A 15,970-nucleotide genomic window follows, 5' to 3' on the forward strand; every position below is an offset into this window, starting at 1 on the left:
TACTATCATATAATTAATTTGACTTTATGAAATTAAAATTAAATCTAGCTTTAGTTGCTCTTTTGCTTTTAGTCTTTTTAGTCCCAATTCAATTTTTATTTAATCCACAAGAAACAATACCAGACGAAAAACCTATTGCTAAAGAAAAACTCTTAAAAGGCATTAGGATAAGTAAAGTTAATACAGAAGAAGCAATTAATTATTTAGAAAATTTAAAAGATCTCCCTAAATATACTGATTACAAAAGAGATTATCTTCTTGCAAGACTTTATGAAAGGAAAAATAATTACAATAAATCAATTTTAATTTATGAAAAGCTTTTAAGTGAAAACTATCCTTTTAAAGAAAGAGTAATTTTTCACTATGCAAATTTAAATACATTAACAAATAACGATAAAGTTGCTTTAGTTTATTTTAAAAAACTAATTCATGATTTTCCAAGCTCAAAATCAATTCCACAAAGCCTTTATTATTTAGCTCAAACTCTTATGAGACTTAAATTAAATGAAAAAGCAATTGAAACCCTTGTAAATTTAAAATCTAAATATCCAAACACACAATATGGCATAGCAACAAATTATTATCTTGGAGAGTTTGCCCTTTATAAAAATAATTTCGAAGAAACACTAAGCTTTTGGAGAAAATATTTAGAGGAAAGTCCAGATGGCCGTTTTGCGAATGAAATTGCAGATATTCTTAAAGGTAATTTAAATTTTAAGTTAAATTCTTACGACTTTTCTTTACTTGGAGATGTCTTTTATCATAAAAAAGATTATAAGAACTCAATTTACTTTTATAAACTAGCAAATAATCCTAAAGATTATTTTAATTTAGGTTATTCACTCTTTAGACTAGCTAGAAAAAGTGAAGCAAAAAACTATTTTTACAAACACACAAAAAATTTTCCAAAAGCAGAAAATGCAAAACTTTCACTTCTTTATGCTTCAAGATGTATACCAAGCTTTATGCAAAGGGCATTTTGGGCAGCTGCTAAAAAAGATATTCCTGAACTTATTTCTTATACAAAATATAAAGAAGCAATCTTAGAAGAAAGCAAAAGAAAGAAAGAAGAGTTGCTTAGAGAATTTATTTCTACTTATCCAGAAAGTGAGTTTATTCTTGATAGTGTATGGGAAATAATGTGGCAAAAAATACAAGATAAAGATTATGCTAGTGCAAAAGAAATTGGAGAGAAATATAGTAACTTAAAATCTGACACAAGCTGCAAAATAGGATTTTGGCTAGGAAAAATTGAAGAAATTACAAATCAAAAGCTTAAAGCAATAGAGTGTTACAAAAAAGTTAGTGATTTATTATTTGATAATTATTATTCTTTTAGAGCAAGAGCTAGATTGCTTGCACTAACTGGAGGTGAAGATATTGGATGGAAACAAAAAATAAGCAATCATACAAATAATGTCAACTACACAATTCCACCTATTATAAAACCTGAGACTATAAAAAGTTATTATGGTGCAACAGTTTTAGAACTTATTAATATTCAAGAATTTAATGAAGCAATCGATTTAATTGGAATAAATAAATCAGCATCAAAAAAAACGACCTCCTGGCTAAAAGCTTTAAATGGTGAATATGAAAGTTCCATAAACACTGCAGCTTTACTCTTAGCTCAGTACAACTTAAAATCAAATAATTCTCTGTGGAAGCTTGCATATCCATTATATTTTTGGGAATTGATTGATGAGGTAAGTAAAGATTATTTAAACATTGATCCTTTTTTAATTTGTAGCTTAATAAGACAAGAGTCAAGATTTGACAAAGATGCAAAATCTATTTCAGGTGCATTAGGACTTATGCAATTAATACCACCAACTGCTAGAACAGTTTCAAGGCAAAAAAATATTAATTTAACCTCGCTTGAACTACTTCAAGCTCCCCAAATAAATATTTTATTAGGTACGCATTATTTAAATGGTTTAATTTCAGACTTTAACAATCCTTTATTTGCTGTTAGTAGTTACAATGCAGGACCAGTTGCAGTAAAAAACTGGATTTATAGATTTAATAAAGAAGGCAAAGATCTAGATTTTTTCGTAGAAGAAATTCCATACAATGAAACAAGAAATTATGTAAAAAAAGTTTTTGCTAATTATTGGACTTATTTAAGGATTTATGCCGCTGGTCAGACTTGAACTGACAAGGGCTTTCGCCCGGCTGATTTTGAGTCAACTGCGTTTGCCATTTCGCCACAGCGGCATAAGAAACATTATACAATTTAAACTTAAACTACTTACTTAAGTTCTTGTCTTGCAACATATCAACTACTTCATGATCATGAGTTGCTTTTGGTTTTGTAATTGAATCTGAAATTAGTGAACTAGCTTTATTAATGCTATAAGACATACGAATAGCATTTTCATAAATACTTCTTGTCATATATTCTTTTTCACTTTGATTATATTCCCGATTGATCATTAATTCAGAAAAACCAATAATAGTAGAAAGAGAAGAATTTAATTCTCTAATTAACCAACTTAAATCTTTATTGTTTATAAAACAAGGATTCTTTTCAAAGAAAGGAGTTGTAGTTATAGAACTTGAAATATCTTCTGATTTTTTAATGCGATCAGGGTCACGAATATAAATTAATGACATTGCAAAAACATAAGAACTCATGAAAAATAATAATTTAAATCCATTCAGCAATGTAATACTTGAAATTCCAAAAGTTATAATATAAGCAAAAACTAAACCTGTCCCAAATAATTGATTTAAAACTATTCCTCTTTTTGCTCTTTCTTTTTGAACTTCTGGATCTCTTATGTAGACTACTGTAAGACTAACTAATAATGAAGCCATAAAATATATTAACTCTAAACCATTTAAAATTACTTGTGCAGAAATACCATACATTGCACAATACATAAATATTAGAAATGCACCTATTGCTTGATTGCTTAATATGCTATTTCTCACAAGTGTTTTAACTTGTTTGTCTGCTTTCCACATTTGTTTTTACTCTTACTATTTCAATTTAAGTTTACACACCATTTAAGGACATTACATAGTTGGATAACCCTCATTAATAAATTTCAAGGGATAAATGCTCTATCTATAATTTTAAAGATTAAAATATTTTCATTGTACAGGCAGTTAACCCTAACAAATATTAATTAGCTTGTGTTTTCCCTAAAGTTATTGGAACCGTTAACCTTGCTCCATCTCTAATTATTTTTAAATTAATTACAACACCAGGTTTTTTAGATTCAATATAATCTAAAAGATCATCAAGTGTTTCAATATCTTTTCCATCAATACCAACTATTAAATCAGCTTTTGATCTATCAATTGATCTGTATTCTATAGCTCCAGCTCTTTGTATTATAACTTTTGGGCCTTTAATGCCAGCCCTTTCAGCTGGACCATCTGGTTCTAGCTGAGTTACTAATAAACCTTGGCCAGTTTCGTAAACTTGTAATATTCCAATATTTGATCTAATTACATATCCATATGTTATTAAGTCATTAATTATTCTTTTTACAATGTTTATGGGAATTGCAAAACCAATTCCAGAGCTTTGTCCAACCTTACTTACAATTGCTGTGTTTACTCCAATAACTTGACCTGTATTGTTTAATAATGGCCCACCAGAATTGCCTGGATTAATTGCAGCATCGGTTTGAATGATTCCTTTAATTAATCTACCACTTTCTGATCTTAAAGATCTTCCAAGACTACTTATTACTCCTGTTGTTAATGTTCTTTCAAGTCCGAACGGATTTCCAATAGCTAAAACTTTTTGGCCGACTTTTAATCCAGTACTGGAACCTAACTGGACAGGATAAAGTTTGTTTGATGGAATTTTAATTTTAATTACAGCTAAGTCATTACTTGGATCTACACCAACAAGTGATGCATTATATTGTTGTCCATTGTATAAAGTTACAACAAACTCTTTTGCATTTTCTACTACATGATAGTTTGTAACTATGTGTCCTTTGTTGTCAATTACAAATCCTGAACCACTTCCTTCTGTTGGTACAGCAAGCAAGAAAAATTCATCCACTTGATATCCATGAGTAGTTATGTTTATAACAGATTTATTTACCTTTTCATAAACATCAATATTGTTTTTTTCATCCTGAAGGAAAAATTTTTCTTGAGCAAAAACAAAATGACAATTAAAAACAATCGATAACAATAAAATTGGTAACAATTTATTTAATCTTGCAAGCAGATTGTAATTCTTTTCCTGCATACTTAGCATCTTTCCCTAGTTGTTCTTCAATGCGAAGAAGCTGGTTATACTTTGCTATTCTGTCTATTCTTGCTGGTGCACCTGTCTTAATTTGACCACAGGAAGTAGCAACAGCTAAATCACTTATAAAAGAATCTTCTGTCTCTCCACTTCTATGGCTTATCACACATTTGTAATCGTTTGATTTTGCTAGTGCTATGGTTTCAAGTGTTTCAGTTAAAGTACCAATCTGGTTTAGTTTAATTAAAATTGCATTTGCGCAATTTTCACTTATACCTCTTTTTAGTCTTTTTGTATTGGTTACAAATAAATCATCTCCAACAATTTGTACTTTCTTTCCTAAAACTTTTGTAATATTTGCCCATCCGCTCCAGTCTTCTTCACTTAACGGATCTTCTATTGAAAATATTGGATACTCTCTTACCCAATTAGAATAAAAATCAATCATTTGCTCAGAAGTTAAAATTCTTCCTTCTTTTGATAAAACATATTTTCCTTCTTTATATAACTCTGTCGATGCTGCATCAATCGTTAAATAAAAATCACTGCCAATTTTATATCCTGCTTTTTCAATTGCTACAAGAATTAATTCAATAGCTTCTTTGTTTTCTTTAAGTGATGGAGCAAATCCACCTTCATCACCAACAGAAGTATTTAAACCTTTTGAATGTAAAAGTGATTTTAATGTATGATAGACCTCAGAGCAAGATCTTAAAGCATCACTAAAAGACTTAGCACCAATTGGCATAATCATAAACTCTTGAAGATCAACTGAATCAAGCGCATGCTTTCCGCCATTAAGAATATTCATCATAGGAACTGGTAGAGACGGGGTTATCCCGTCTCTACCGAGAAATTGATACAAATGCATATGCTTTGCATTGGAAATTGCTCTAGCTAATGCAAGGCTTACTCCTAAAATCGCATTTGCACCCAGCTTATTTTTATTTTCTGTACCATCTAAGTCAATTAATATTTGATCAATTTCTTTTTGACTATCCATGGTTAAATTAATTTCTTTATCAGTTATTTTTTTTGAAATAATTTCATTTACATTTTGAACTGCTTTTAAAACACCTTTTCCAAGATATCTTTTTTTATCACCATCACGAAGTTCAACAGCTTCAAATGCTCCAGTACTAGCACCTGATGGAATTGATGCTCTTCCAATATTACAGTTTGACAGTTCAACTTCTACTTCAATAGTTGGAGTACCTCTTGAATCTAAAATTTCCCTTGCGTGTACATTTTTTATTTTTTCCATGATTTTTCTTCTGGGCAGACATATAGATCTGCCCCTACATGTCTACATATTAAACACCCTATCTCCTGCATCACCTAATCCTGGGATAATAAATCCTTTTGAATTTAAATAGGGATCAATTCCAGCAACATAAAAACGAACATCAGGAAATTTTTCTTCTAGTTTCTTTTTTGCACCTTCAGAAACAATTACACTTATTACATAAATCTTAGAAACTCCTAAAGCTTTAATTCTTTCTAAGACACTAGAAATAGTTCCGCCAGTAGCAAGCATAGGTTCAAGCACAAAAAATATTGATTTCTTACTTGTTTTTTTAGGGAGTTTATCAAGGTACCAGTTTGGCTTAAGTGTGACTATACTTCTATATAAACCGACATGTGCAACTTTTGCTTCTGGAATTAAACTTTTAATTCCAGTAAGCATTCCTAGTGCTGCTCTTAGAACCGGGACTATATAAATATTTTTTTGATTTATAAACTTTGCTTGAGTTCTTTTTAAAGGAGTTTTTATGTCTTTCTTTAAAGTAATCCCATCTAAGGATGATATTGCCTCTGAAAATAAAAGTAGTCCAATATTTTCAAGTGCAGTTCGGAATTGTTCTGAAAGGGTTTTTTTATCCCTTGCAATATTTAACCAATGAGTAGTCAAGCTGTTTGAAGATTTTATTACTGGCATTTTCCTTAACCTAACCTCTTAACCTTACGAGATTAAGACAATTAAAAAACAAATTTATTTTATCAGCTATTAAATTTCATTATCTTTTAACATTTGGTATTGCGTTTTAGATTAAGGTTATGTCATAATCAAAACAGATTATAACCAAAAGAAAAATGGTTTTAATTTTTTTAATATAATATTCAAGAAATTATTTAAGGAGACAAGATGTTTATATTACTTGCACCAACTCCAGCAGTAACAACAGATACAGTAGGAAGAATTATTGAAACAGCTAAAAGACAAGCACAAGCTGCTGCTGCTGCATATGGTACTGCTAGAAGAGTAGGAAAACAAACGGTACAAGAAGTAATGAAAGAGTCACAAGGTAAAAAGCCACCACCTGAAATTGCAGAAGTAGCAAGAAGACTACCTACAGCAGATGGAACTGAAAGCTTGCAAATGAAACCCACAAGAAAAGGTTTAGATGTTCACAACAGTCTCACAGAAGAAATAAAACAATTTGATAAATCACCTGAAGTTGTTGAAGGCAGGAAAAGCAAAACTAAAAGCATTGCAAATTACTATGGTAGAAAAGGACCTGCAACTGCTTATATTACTGTAAGCCATGGAATTTCTGAAATAGTTACAAGTCACTATACTAAAGATAAAAAAGCAACAGAAGCTCAAGCAAAAAAGTGGATACCAAAAGTTGTTGCTGCTCTTGAGGTATATGAAAAAACAGGGACTGTACCAAAAGAAGGATTTGAAAGATTTGCAAATGCAGTAGGCATTATAAAAGGTACAATTGAAGGATTAGAGCTGAAGGGAGCAGCTGATAATAAATATACTGTAAGACTAGATGCACTTGTTGCTAAAGCTGAAGAAATGTCTAAAGGTACAGCAAATCAAACAGCAGAAGAGATTATTGAGCAATATAAAAAAGCTCAAGAAGCTCCACCAGTAGCAGGAAAAGTTGGACCAAGAGAAGAACAGGCTCTACCAAAAAAGAGAGCAGCATAAAAAAATAAAATTAACTAATTAAAAACCCTCCGCTTTCACGGAGGGTTTTTAAATTTAAAATCCCTGGCACATGACTATCTTCTCTAAACCTTGCGATTTAAATATTGTCGTTGCTAGCTGTCTTTACCGTCCTGTTCGGAATGGGAAGGGGTGTGTTCCAACCGCATAAGCACCAAGGAGATATTTATTATACAACAAAATAAAAAAACACCACTAGCAGATTGTAAGGGCAGGTTTAAAACCTGCCCCAACAGGTTAAAATTGGTCTTATTAGAAAGGGAAAAAATGAAAGTAATCTTAAAAAATCAAAAATTAGAAAATATAAAATGTGATGTACTGATTGTAAATCTTTTTGAAGGAGTTAAAACTCCAGGAGGTGGAACTGGAGCAGTTGATCTTGCTCTTAAGGGCTTAATAAAAAAAATAATTAAAGAAGAAGATTTTAAAGGAAAAATTGGTTCAACACTTGTAATTAGAACAAATGGTCAAATCCCAGCTAAGAAAGTTATTGTAGTTGGGCTTGGAAAAAAAGAAAAGTTTAATCTTGGTGGGGTTCGAAAAGTAGCAGCAGCATCTTTAAGAACAGCAAAAAAAGAAAGCGGAAAAACAGTTTGTACTATTTTACATGGCGCAGGCGGAGAAAAAATTGAGAGAATTAATCCAAAAGATACAGCACAAGCAATTACTGAAGTAGCACATCTTGCGCTTTATGAGTTTACTAAATATAAATCAAAAGATAAAAATGAATCAAAACATGAGATTAATACATTAATAATTGCTGAGATTGATAAAACAAAATTAAAAAATGTTGAAATTGGAATTAAAAGAGGAAATATAGTTGCAAAAGCTCAAAAACTTGCACGTGATTTAGTTAGTGAACCAGCATTATCAGCTACTCCTACAAAACTTGCAAATGTTGCAAAACAAGTAGCAAGAGAAAATAAATTAAAGATTAAAGTTTTAGACAGGGATAATTGTAAAAAACTTAAAATGGGTGCATTTTTAGCAGTAGCACAAGGCAGTAAAGAACCACCAAAATTTATTGAGATAAAATATATTCCAAAAAAGAAACCAAAAAAACATATAGCAATTATTGGAAAAGGAATAACATTTGATTCAGGAGGACTTTCGCTTAAGCCAGCAAATTCAATGGAAACAATGAAAGATGATATGTCTGGAGCAGCAGCAGCAATTGCAACAATGAGTACAATAAGGGAACTAAAACCAGATGTTGCAGTAACTATGATAGTTGCAGCTACTGAAAATATGCCAAGCGGAAGTGCATACAAGCCAGGGGATGTTATTCGTGCAATGAATGGAAAGACTATTGAGATTTTAAATACAGATGCAGAAGGACGTGTAACTCTTGCAGATGCTATTTCATATGCTGCAAAACAAAAGCCAGATGAAATAGTTGATCTTGCAACATTAACAGGTGCATGTGTAGTTGCACTTGGAGACACAGCTAGTGGAGTTATGACAAACAATCAAAAACTTGTAGAGAAAATTATTAAAGCAGGAAATGAAGCTGGAGAAAGAATGTGGCAATTACCTATTTATGATGAAGATAGAGAAAAAATAAAAAGTGATATTGCAGACATGATAAATACTGGTTCAAAAGGAAAATCAGGTGCACAAAATGGCGCAGTATTTATTGAAAAGTTTGTAAATGATATTCCATGGGTTCACATTGATATTGCAGGGCCATCATGGATAGATAAAGAAAATGATTATGGACCAAAAGGGCCAACAGGAGTAGGAGTAAGAACGTTGATTAATTATTTAACGAATTATGCCTAAAACTTCATCAAAATGGGCCTGTCAAGAATGTGGTTATATTTCACCAAGTTATTTAGGGAGATGTCCTGAGTGTAATTCTTGGGGAAGTTTAATTGAAGAAATCATTTATAAAGGTAGAGGCGTTGCGTGCAACGTCTCTACGGAAAATAATTTTAATTTAATTTCAGATATTGATCTTTCAAGGATTGAAAGAATTAAATCATTTGATAAAGAGTTTGATAATGTTTTAGGTGGAGGTTTTGTACCTGGAACATTAGTTTTACTTGCAGGAGAACCTGGTATTGGGAAATCAACAATTTTATTACAAGTAGCAGATTATTTATCCAGTGTAGAGGCAGGTTTAAAACCTGCCTCTACAAGGGTTGCATATATTACTGCTGAAGAATCAATCTACCAAGTGAAGATTCGAGCTCGTAGACTAGGTTTATCAAGTGAAAATCTTTTACTTCTTGCAGAAAATAATTTAGAAATAATTTTAAATTTAATTGAAACTGCAAAGCCTAATTTTTTAATTATTGACTCAATTCAAGCAATTTATACTCCAGATTTAGAAGGTACTGCTGGCAATGTTAGTCAAGTTAGAGAATGTGCAAATAAGCTTTTAAGAATTGCAAAAGATAAAAATATAACAACTATTTTAGTAGGGCATGTAAATAAAGAAGGATTAATTGCAGGACCAAAAGTTCTAGAACACATTGTTGACACAGTTTTATATTTTGAAGGAGAAAAGTTTCACAATTTTAGAATTTTACGTGCTACAAAAAATCGTTTTGGATGTACTGATGAAATTGCAGTATTTGAAATGAAAGAATCCGGGTTAAAGCCAATACCTAACCCAAGTTTTTTATTTATGTCACAAGAAAAAGAAGCTGTACCGGGAAGTGCTTATACTGCTTTAGTTGAAGGAAGTAAAACAATAATTGCTGAAGTCCAAGCTTTAGTAGGAGGTACTACTTATGCTACTCCTCGTCGTGTTGCCAATGGTTTAGATTACAATCGTGTTTTACAAATAATTGCAATTTTAGAAAGAAGAGTTGGATTTAATTTTTCAAAACATGATCTTTTTGTAAATCTTGTTGGAGGTTTAACTTCTTATGAACCAGCTCTTGATTTATCTATTGCTATGTCTATAGTTAGTTGTAAGCAAGATGTAATCTCGATGAAAAAAACAGTTTATATTGGTGAAATTGGTTTAACTGGAGAAATTAGACAAGTAAATCAAATTGAAAACAGAATTAAAGAATGTATCAAATTAGGATTTGAAAGAGTTGTAATTCCTGTAGGGGAAGGTTTTAAGCCTGCCCTCCTAAATGAAATAGAAATTATTCAAGTAAAAAAAGTTTTAGATGCAATCAGATTAAGTCTTGTACCTCTACTTGAAAGTTGAAAGTTTTTTAACCTTGTTCAATTCTCATCAGCACTTGTCCATATTCTACAGTTTGATTATCTTTTACTAATATTTCTTTTACAGTACCATTAACTTCAGAAGGTAGTTCATTCATTATTTTCATTGCTTCAATAATACATAAAACCCGGCCTGATTTTATTTTTGAACCAATTTGAACAAATGGTTCAGCTCCAGGACTTGGTGAAATATAAAATGTACCAACCATTGGTGATTTAACCTCATATAAACCCTTTTGTAGAGACGCATGGCTATGCGTCTCTACTGTAGGAATAATTTTTCCTTGAAGATCTTTTTTTACAGTAATCTTCCCATCTGTAGTTTCAATACTGATTTCTGAAAGCCCTTTTTCTTTTAGGTACTTAGTAAGCTCTTCAATTTCTTTCCAAGGTATTTTCATTAACCACAATCCTTCTATCCTTTGACTCTATCAATGTACTGATTGTTTCTGGTATCAATCCTAACAATATCTCCGATATTTACAAAAAATGGTACTTGTACTTCAGCGCCGGTTTCAAGTGTTGCTGGTTTATTATTACCTGCTGCAGTATCACCTCTATAAGCAGGTGGTGTGTCAATAACCCTAAGTTCTACATGAGCTGGCAAATCAATACCAACTATCCTCCCATCAAAAAATAAAACCATTACATTTGTTTGTTCTTTTAAGTATTTTACTTGTTCTCCAATTTGTTCCTCGCTGACTTCAATTTGCTCATAAGACTGTGTATCCATAAAAGTAATAGATGTACCTGTTTTATATAGATATTGCATTTCTCTTTTTTCTACATTTGCTACTGGTAATCTTTCACCACCACGAAATGTAGTTTCAATTACATTACCCTTTTCAATATTTTTTAATTTGGCCCTGACAAATGCTGCACCTTTACCAGGTTTTACATGTAAAAATTCAACTACAGACCAAACGCTGTTATTCCAAATAATTGTTTGCCCTGTTCTAAAATCATTTACTGATATCATTTATAACAAAAGGATTTTACCATATGTCAGGCGGAGAAATAATACATTCATATAAAGAAAAAGAGATTGAAGAGTTACTAATTAACTCAAATTTATCTTTTGATAACTTAAAGTATCTAGCTAAAGAAGTATCAAGCAATTCCTGGTCACCATATAGTCATTTCCCTGTTGGAGCAGTAGTTGTTGGTGTTGACCAAGATAAAAAGCTAAAAATTTTTTCAGGTACTAATGTAGAACCAACTGTACCTACAAGTATTTGTGCTGAAAGAGTAGCTATTTTCAATGGGATTTCAGCAGGATATAAAAAATTTATTGCTTTAGCTATAAGTGTTCCAAAAGCACTTGAGAATTTTTCAAGTGAAATTGAAATAAACAAAATTACTCCTTGCGGTGCTTGTAGGGAAGTCATTTTACAAAAGCTAGATCAAAAAGGAATTATTTTACTTGATGGTACTGACAGAACATTTACTCCAAAAGAACTTTTACCTCATCCAATTTTAGATCCAAACAAATTAAAATCATTAACTATTGAAGAGCTAGATCTACTAGATCTAGCTCGTACAGCACTTAACAATGCACATACTCCATATTCAAAAGAAAAATATGGAGTTGCAATTTTGCTAGAAAATACCAAAGAAAAATTTTCTGCTTGTACAGTAGACAGCAATTCGTTTGGTTGTTCAAGTGAACCTTTAAGAGCTATTTTTGGAACCTTTATTGCAAAGTGTGGAATAAAAAATAAAACTAAAGCAATTGTTTTTGCTTACCCGTTTGTAAAATATCCTTCTGGTGATGCTTTGCAATTAATTTCTGATTATACAGATCCAAAAATAAAAATTATAATAGACAATATGGGTGTAACAACTATTGAAGAACTGTTACCGTGGGCTTTTAAATTGTAGAGACGCGGTTAACCGCATCTCTACTTGTGTAACCTTTGGTTACATAAAAAGATTAAATTTTTTTAATCTTCGTGCAATGTAACCAATGGTTACATCATTTTAAAAAGTTATTTGTTTAAATATCACCAATGGCAATTCAAGAAGAAGAAATTAAAATAATTGAAGAAGATACTAAACATTATTTTGCAAAAATAAATTCATGTGGATTAATTGGTGTAAATGCTTACCCTGTTGAAGTTGAAGTAGATATTTCAAGTGGGTTACCAAATTTTATTTTAGTTGGATTACCTGATGCTGCTGTAAATGAATCAAGAGAAAGAGTAAGAGCTGCTATTAAAACAAGCAACCTGGAATTTCCAAGTAAAAAGATTACTGTTAATCTTGCTCCAGCAGATACAAAAAAAGCTGGACCTACTTATGATTTGCCAATTGCAATTGGAATTCTTGCAGGGTATGGAATAGAGACGCATGGCCATGCGTCTCTACTTAATAAAGAAAACGTGGAAGAACTCTTTATAGTTGGAGAGTTGGGACTTTCAGGAAAAGTCCGTCAGGTAAATGGTGTACTATCTTTTGTAATTTTAATCCAAAAGTTAGCAAAAGAAAAAAATATTAAAGGAATTATAATTCCAAAAGAAAATGCTTATGAAGCTTCATTAATTGAAGGAGTAAAAATTTATCCTGTATCAGATTTAAAGGAAACAATAAACATAATAAATAATTTAAACAAGATAAAGCCATTTCAAAAAGAGTTTGCCCCATCCTGTGAAATTAAAACTAATGCAATTGATTTTAGTGATGTAAAAGGACAAAAACTAGCTAAAAGAGCACTTGAAATATCTGCAAGCGGAGAACATCATTTACTTATGATAGGTTCTCCAGGAAGCGGAAAATCTATGCTTGCTCAAAGGCTTACAACTATATTGCCACCATTAAACAATGAAGAAAAAATTGAAGTAACTCAAATATATTCAATTTGTGGAAAGCTAAATAAAGAAAGAGTCTTAATTTCAGACAGGCCATTTAGATCCCCGCATCATAATTCAAGTATTGCTGGCTTAATTGGCGGTGGTTCTATTCCAATCCCAGGAGAAATTTCACTAGCTCATAAAGGAGTTTTATTTTTAGATGAATTAACAGAGTTTCAAAAATCTGCTCTGGATAGTTTAAGGCAAGCAATTGAATTAAAAGAAATAACAATTTCAAGATCACGAAAAAGCATAACTTTTCCATGTGATTTTACATTAGTTACAGCATGTAATCCTTGTCCATGTGGATACTTTGGCGACACAGTAAAAAAATGTATCTGTAGCATAAACAACATAAAGAAATATCTAGCTAAAATTTCTGGTCCAGTTTTAGATAGAATTGATTTACAACTTGAAGTAAAAAGACTTAGTGAAAGCGAGCTTACAAGTAATAAAAAAGAAGAATGTTCAGATAAAATTTTAGAGAGGATCTTAAAAGCAAGAGATGTACAAAAAAGAAGGTATAAAACTAACAGTCACTTAACAAGTAAAGAAATAAAACTTTATTGTAAGTTAAATTCAACTAGTGAAAAAGTTTTAAAAGAAGCAATTAAAACCTTTAGTTTAACAGCAAGGAGCTATGACAGGCTTTTAAAAGTATCCAGAACAATTGCTGACTTGGAAAGTTCAGATATTATTTGTGACGAACATATATTAGAAGCACTACAATTTAGGTTGAACGCATTCATAAAATGAAAAAATTTTTTCTCTTATTAATTCTAATAATATTCTTTCTAGTTAGCTGTTCTGCAAATCGTAATCAGGGCAGGATTTATCCTGCCCTGACAGAGATCACCTATTGGCAATACTGGACAGGTTTTGAAGGAAGAGCAATTGAAAAGCTTGTAAATAAATTCAATAACACACATAAAAACATAAAAGTAAAAATGCTTACTATTTCAGAGCCTAGAAAAAAAACCTTGCTTTCAATAATTGGTGGGACACCGCCTGATGTAATAAGTTCAATTGCAGCATGGATACCTGAACTTGCATCAAGAAATGCTTTAATTCCACTGGATGATTTTTGCAAGGAAAACAGGATAAATGAAAAAATCTTTATAAGTGCTTACTGGAAAATGCTAAATCTATATGGGCATACATGGGCATTACCAACAACACCAACTGCAACAGCTCTTTACTGGAATAAAAACTTATTTAAAAAAGCTGGATTAAATCCTGAAATGCCACCTAAAACCTTAAAAGAATTAGAAGAATATTCTAGTAAACTTACAATTAAAAACAAAAAAGGACAGATTAAGCAAATTGGGTTTTTACCAAGCTGGCCTTCATGGGCATTTGGATTTTATGGAATATTATTTGGTGGAAGCTGGGTGAACAATGGAAGTAGAGACGTTGCATGCAACATCTCTGCAAATAATCCAAAAAATATTGAAGGGTGGAATTGGGCTTGTGGATTTATAAAAAGACTAGGTTCAAAAAATATTCAGCTTTTTCAAGAAGAGTTTGGAAATATACAAGGTCCTAACAATCCTTTTTACACTGAAAAAATTGCACTTGAGATTAACGGTACATGGGAAGGAAACTTTATTCCTCGTTTTGCTCCAAATATAAAATGGGGAGCTGCTCCAATGCCGACATCTAGAGACATTGCATGCAATGTCTCTACAATTGTTGATTGTGACTGTATATTAATTCCAAAAGGTTCAAAACATCCACGTGAAGCTTTTGAATTTATAAAGTGGCTTTTAAAACCTGAAAATATAGAAGAGCTTTGTATAGCACAAGGAAAATTTTCCCCGCTTATTGTTTCAGGCAATGAAAATTTTATAAAGAGACATCCTCATCCTTACATAAAAGTTTTTATAGATCTTGCAAAATCAAAAGGTGCTGTTTATTTTCCTCAAGCAACATTTTACGAGTTTTACAGAAGAGAATTAAAAAGAGCATTTGAAAGTGTAATGAGATTAGAAAAAGAACCTAAAGATGCACTTGATGAGGTGCAAAAGAGAATGGAAAGAGAATTAGAAAGAGAGAGAAAATATGAGAGGTTGAGAACAAGAATGAATGGCAACCCCATTTCTACGAACACATCATTCGCAACGAAACAGAATTAAATAAAATTAGAGAATATATAATTAATAATCCTCTGCAATGGGAATTCGACACAGAGAATGCAAAATTAGCTCACATCCACAAAATTGTAAACTTCCTGTAACGGTTATTGGTTTACAGGTATGGGTAGGATCGGAACATGTACCACTGCAGTTTGGTACGTTGCCTCCACAAGGACTACCAACTAATACCAAACGTGAAAAATAAACCAACATATCACGTCATTCCGAGGAGCAGAGCGACGTGGGAATCTCCAAAACGTTAGGAGATTGCCACGCCTCGTTTCCATATGTGTCAACTTAAGGATAATGTAAAACGTCATTCCGAGGGCTGAAAGCCCGTGGGAATCTCATAACGTTATATCATCATATAAATCTTTCCAAGTTGGATTTAATTCATTTATTAGTTTCAGCTTTTTGTTCCTTGTCCATGACTTGTAATGTACTGAAGAATTAGGGCCACAACAAAGAGTGATACATTTCATCCAGAAAAAAGGAGGAAATATGTCACGAAAGAAAACAGATTATTCAACTGAGTTTAAGAAAAAAATTGTTCTTGAGGTTTTAAGACAAGAACAAACGGTAAATGAGATAGCAGTTCAATATAACGTTATCCCAAGAAATA

14 protein-coding genes, 1 tRNA gene and 1 rRNA gene are annotated in these 15,970 nt (G+C 31.7%); 8 read left to right on the plus strand and 8 right to left on the minus strand.

The window, feature by feature from the left end:
• Positions 1-26: 26 nt before the first annotated feature.
• Complete coding sequence (locus tag HYY52_01445) at positions 27-2,153, plus strand: transglycosylase SLT domain-containing protein (GenBank protein ID MBI2995360.1); 2,127 nt, start codon at positions 27-29, stop codon at positions 2,151-2,153.
• On the opposite strand, the gene HYY52_01450 is transcribed toward HYY52_01445, so the two are convergent.
• From HYY52_01450 to upp, 5 genes are all read right to left on the minus strand, one after another.
• Positions 2,135-2,217 (minus strand) — tRNA-Leu (locus tag HYY52_01450). The genes HYY52_01445 and HYY52_01450 overlap by 19 nt on opposite strands.
• Before the next feature lie 30 nt (positions 2,218-2,247).
• Positions 2,248-2,970, minus strand: a complete 723-nt coding sequence (locus HYY52_01455) for a hypothetical protein (GenBank protein MBI2995361.1) — start codon at positions 2,968-2,970, stop codon at positions 2,248-2,250.
• Positions 2,971-3,130: 160 nt separating this feature from the next.
• Complete coding sequence (locus HYY52_01460) at positions 3,131-4,219, minus strand: trypsin-like peptidase domain-containing protein (protein MBI2995362.1); 1,089 nt, start codon at positions 4,217-4,219, stop codon at positions 3,131-3,133.
• Entirely contained in the window at positions 4,179-5,483 is a 1,305-nt protein-coding gene (gene eno / locus HYY52_01465; GenBank protein MBI2995363.1) for a phosphopyruvate hydratase, read from the minus strand. Before eno ends, HYY52_01460 begins: the two co-directional genes overlap by 41 nt.
• A 42-nt stretch (positions 5,484-5,525) precedes the next feature.
• Entirely contained in the window at positions 5,526-6,158 is a 633-nt protein-coding gene (gene upp, locus HYY52_01470) for a uracil phosphoribosyltransferase (protein ID MBI2995364.1), read from the minus strand.
• Positions 6,159-6,365: 207 nt separating this feature from the next.
• Here upp and HYY52_01475 point away from each other — a divergent pair, with 207 nt between their 5' ends.
• Positions 6,366-7,160 (plus strand): hypothetical protein, encoded by a 795-nt coding sequence (locus HYY52_01475; GenBank protein ID MBI2995365.1) that lies wholly within the window; start codon positions 6,366-6,368, stop codon positions 7,158-7,160.
• Positions 7,161-7,221: 61 nt separating this feature from the next.
• Here the strand turns inward: HYY52_01475 and rrf are convergent.
• Positions 7,222-7,337: ribosomal RNA gene (rrf, locus tag HYY52_01480) — 5S ribosomal RNA — on the minus strand.
• 108 nt (positions 7,338-7,445) lie between these two features.
• Between rrf and HYY52_01485 the strand changes: the two genes are divergently transcribed.
• The gene (locus tag HYY52_01485; protein MBI2995366.1) at positions 7,446-8,960 is read left to right on the plus strand and encodes a leucyl aminopeptidase; all 1,515 of its coding nucleotides are present in this window, start codon (positions 7,446-7,448) and stop codon (positions 8,958-8,960) included.
• Positions 8,953-10,347: a DNA repair protein RadA gene (gene radA, locus HYY52_01490; GenBank protein MBI2995367.1), complete on the plus strand. Its 1,395-nt coding sequence runs from the start codon at positions 8,953-8,955 to the stop codon at positions 10,345-10,347. Before HYY52_01485 ends, radA begins: the two co-directional genes overlap by 8 nt.
• Positions 10,348-10,354: 7 nt before the next feature.
• Here the strand turns inward: radA and accB are convergent, their stop codons facing one another.
• Entirely contained in the window at positions 10,355-10,765 is a 411-nt protein-coding gene (gene accB / locus HYY52_01495; protein MBI2995368.1) for an acetyl-CoA carboxylase biotin carboxyl carrier protein, read from the minus strand.
• A gap of 14 nt (positions 10,766-10,779) precedes the next feature.
• Positions 10,780-11,343 (minus strand): elongation factor P, encoded by a 564-nt coding sequence (gene efp, locus HYY52_01500; protein ID MBI2995369.1) that lies wholly within the window; start codon positions 11,341-11,343, stop codon positions 10,780-10,782.
• A 23-nt stretch (positions 11,344-11,366) separates the two neighbouring features.
• Between efp and HYY52_01505 the strand changes: the two genes are divergently transcribed.
• The 4 genes from HYY52_01505 to HYY52_01520 form a co-directional block, all read left to right on the plus strand.
• On the plus strand, positions 11,367-12,245 hold the full coding sequence (locus HYY52_01505) for a hypothetical protein (protein MBI2995370.1): 879 nt from the start codon (positions 11,367-11,369) through the stop codon (positions 12,243-12,245).
• A 128-nt stretch (positions 12,246-12,373) separates the two neighbouring features.
• Complete coding sequence (locus tag HYY52_01510) at positions 12,374-13,969, plus strand: YifB family Mg chelatase-like AAA ATPase (protein MBI2995371.1); 1,596 nt, start codon at positions 12,374-12,376, stop codon at positions 13,967-13,969.
• A complete protein-coding gene (locus tag HYY52_01515) occupies positions 13,966-15,348 on the plus strand; it encodes an ABC transporter substrate-binding protein (GenBank protein ID MBI2995372.1) in 1,383 nt (460 codons plus the stop codon). Before HYY52_01510 ends, HYY52_01515 begins: the two co-directional genes overlap by 4 nt.
• Before the next feature lie 501 nt (positions 15,349-15,849).
• A partial coding sequence (locus HYY52_01520) for a transposase (protein ID MBI2995373.1) occupies positions 15,850-15,970 on the plus strand: 121 nt, incomplete at its 3' end.

The sequence above is a fragment of the Candidatus Melainabacteria bacterium genome (genome assembly GCA_016193285.1).
In the GTDB taxonomy this organism is placed as follows: domain Bacteria; phylum Cyanobacteriota; class Vampirovibrionia; order 2-02-FULL-35-15; family 2-02-FULL-35-15; genus JACPSL01.

What these genes read in the sequence shown, in the direction of transcription:
- efp (MBI2995369.1), bottom strand. Translation starts at nt 11,343, where the DNA reads ATGATATCAGTAAATGATTTTAGAACAGGGCAAACAATTATTTGGAAT.
- radA (MBI2995367.1), top strand. Translation starts at nt 8,953, where the DNA reads ATGCCTAAAACTTCATCAAAATGGGCCTGTCAAGAATGTGGTTATATT.
- HYY52_01515 (MBI2995372.1), top strand. Translation starts at nt 13,966, where the DNA reads ATGAAAAAATTTTTTCTCTTATTAATTCTAATAATATTCTTTCTAGTT.
- HYY52_01475 (MBI2995365.1), top strand. Translation starts at nt 6,366, where the DNA reads ATGTTTATATTACTTGCACCAACTCCAGCAGTAACAACAGATACAGTA.
- HYY52_01455 (MBI2995361.1), bottom strand. Translation starts at nt 2,970, where the DNA reads ATGTGGAAAGCAGACAAACAAGTTAAAACACTTGTGAGAAATAGCATA.
- HYY52_01485 (MBI2995366.1), top strand. Translation starts at nt 7,446, where the DNA reads ATGAAAGTAATCTTAAAAAATCAAAAATTAGAAAATATAAAATGTGAT.
- HYY52_01505 (MBI2995370.1), top strand. Translation starts at nt 11,367, where the DNA reads ATGTCAGGCGGAGAAATAATACATTCATATAAAGAAAAAGAGATTGAA.
- eno (MBI2995363.1), bottom strand. Translation starts at nt 5,483, where the DNA reads ATGGAAAAAATAAAAAATGTACACGCAAGGGAAATTTTAGATTCAAGA.
- HYY52_01510 (MBI2995371.1), top strand. Translation starts at nt 12,374, where the DNA reads ATGGCAATTCAAGAAGAAGAAATTAAAATAATTGAAGAAGATACTAAA.
- upp (MBI2995364.1), bottom strand. Translation starts at nt 6,158, where the DNA reads ATGCCAGTAATAAAATCTTCAAACAGCTTGACTACTCATTGGTTAAAT.
- HYY52_01445 (MBI2995360.1), top strand. Translation starts at nt 27, where the DNA reads ATGAAATTAAAATTAAATCTAGCTTTAGTTGCTCTTTTGCTTTTAGTC.
- accB (MBI2995368.1), bottom strand. Translation starts at nt 10,765, where the DNA reads ATGAAAATACCTTGGAAAGAAATTGAAGAGCTTACTAAGTACCTAAAA.
- HYY52_01460 (MBI2995362.1), bottom strand. Translation starts at nt 4,219, where the DNA reads ATGCAGGAAAAGAATTACAATCTGCTTGCAAGATTAAATAAATTGTTA.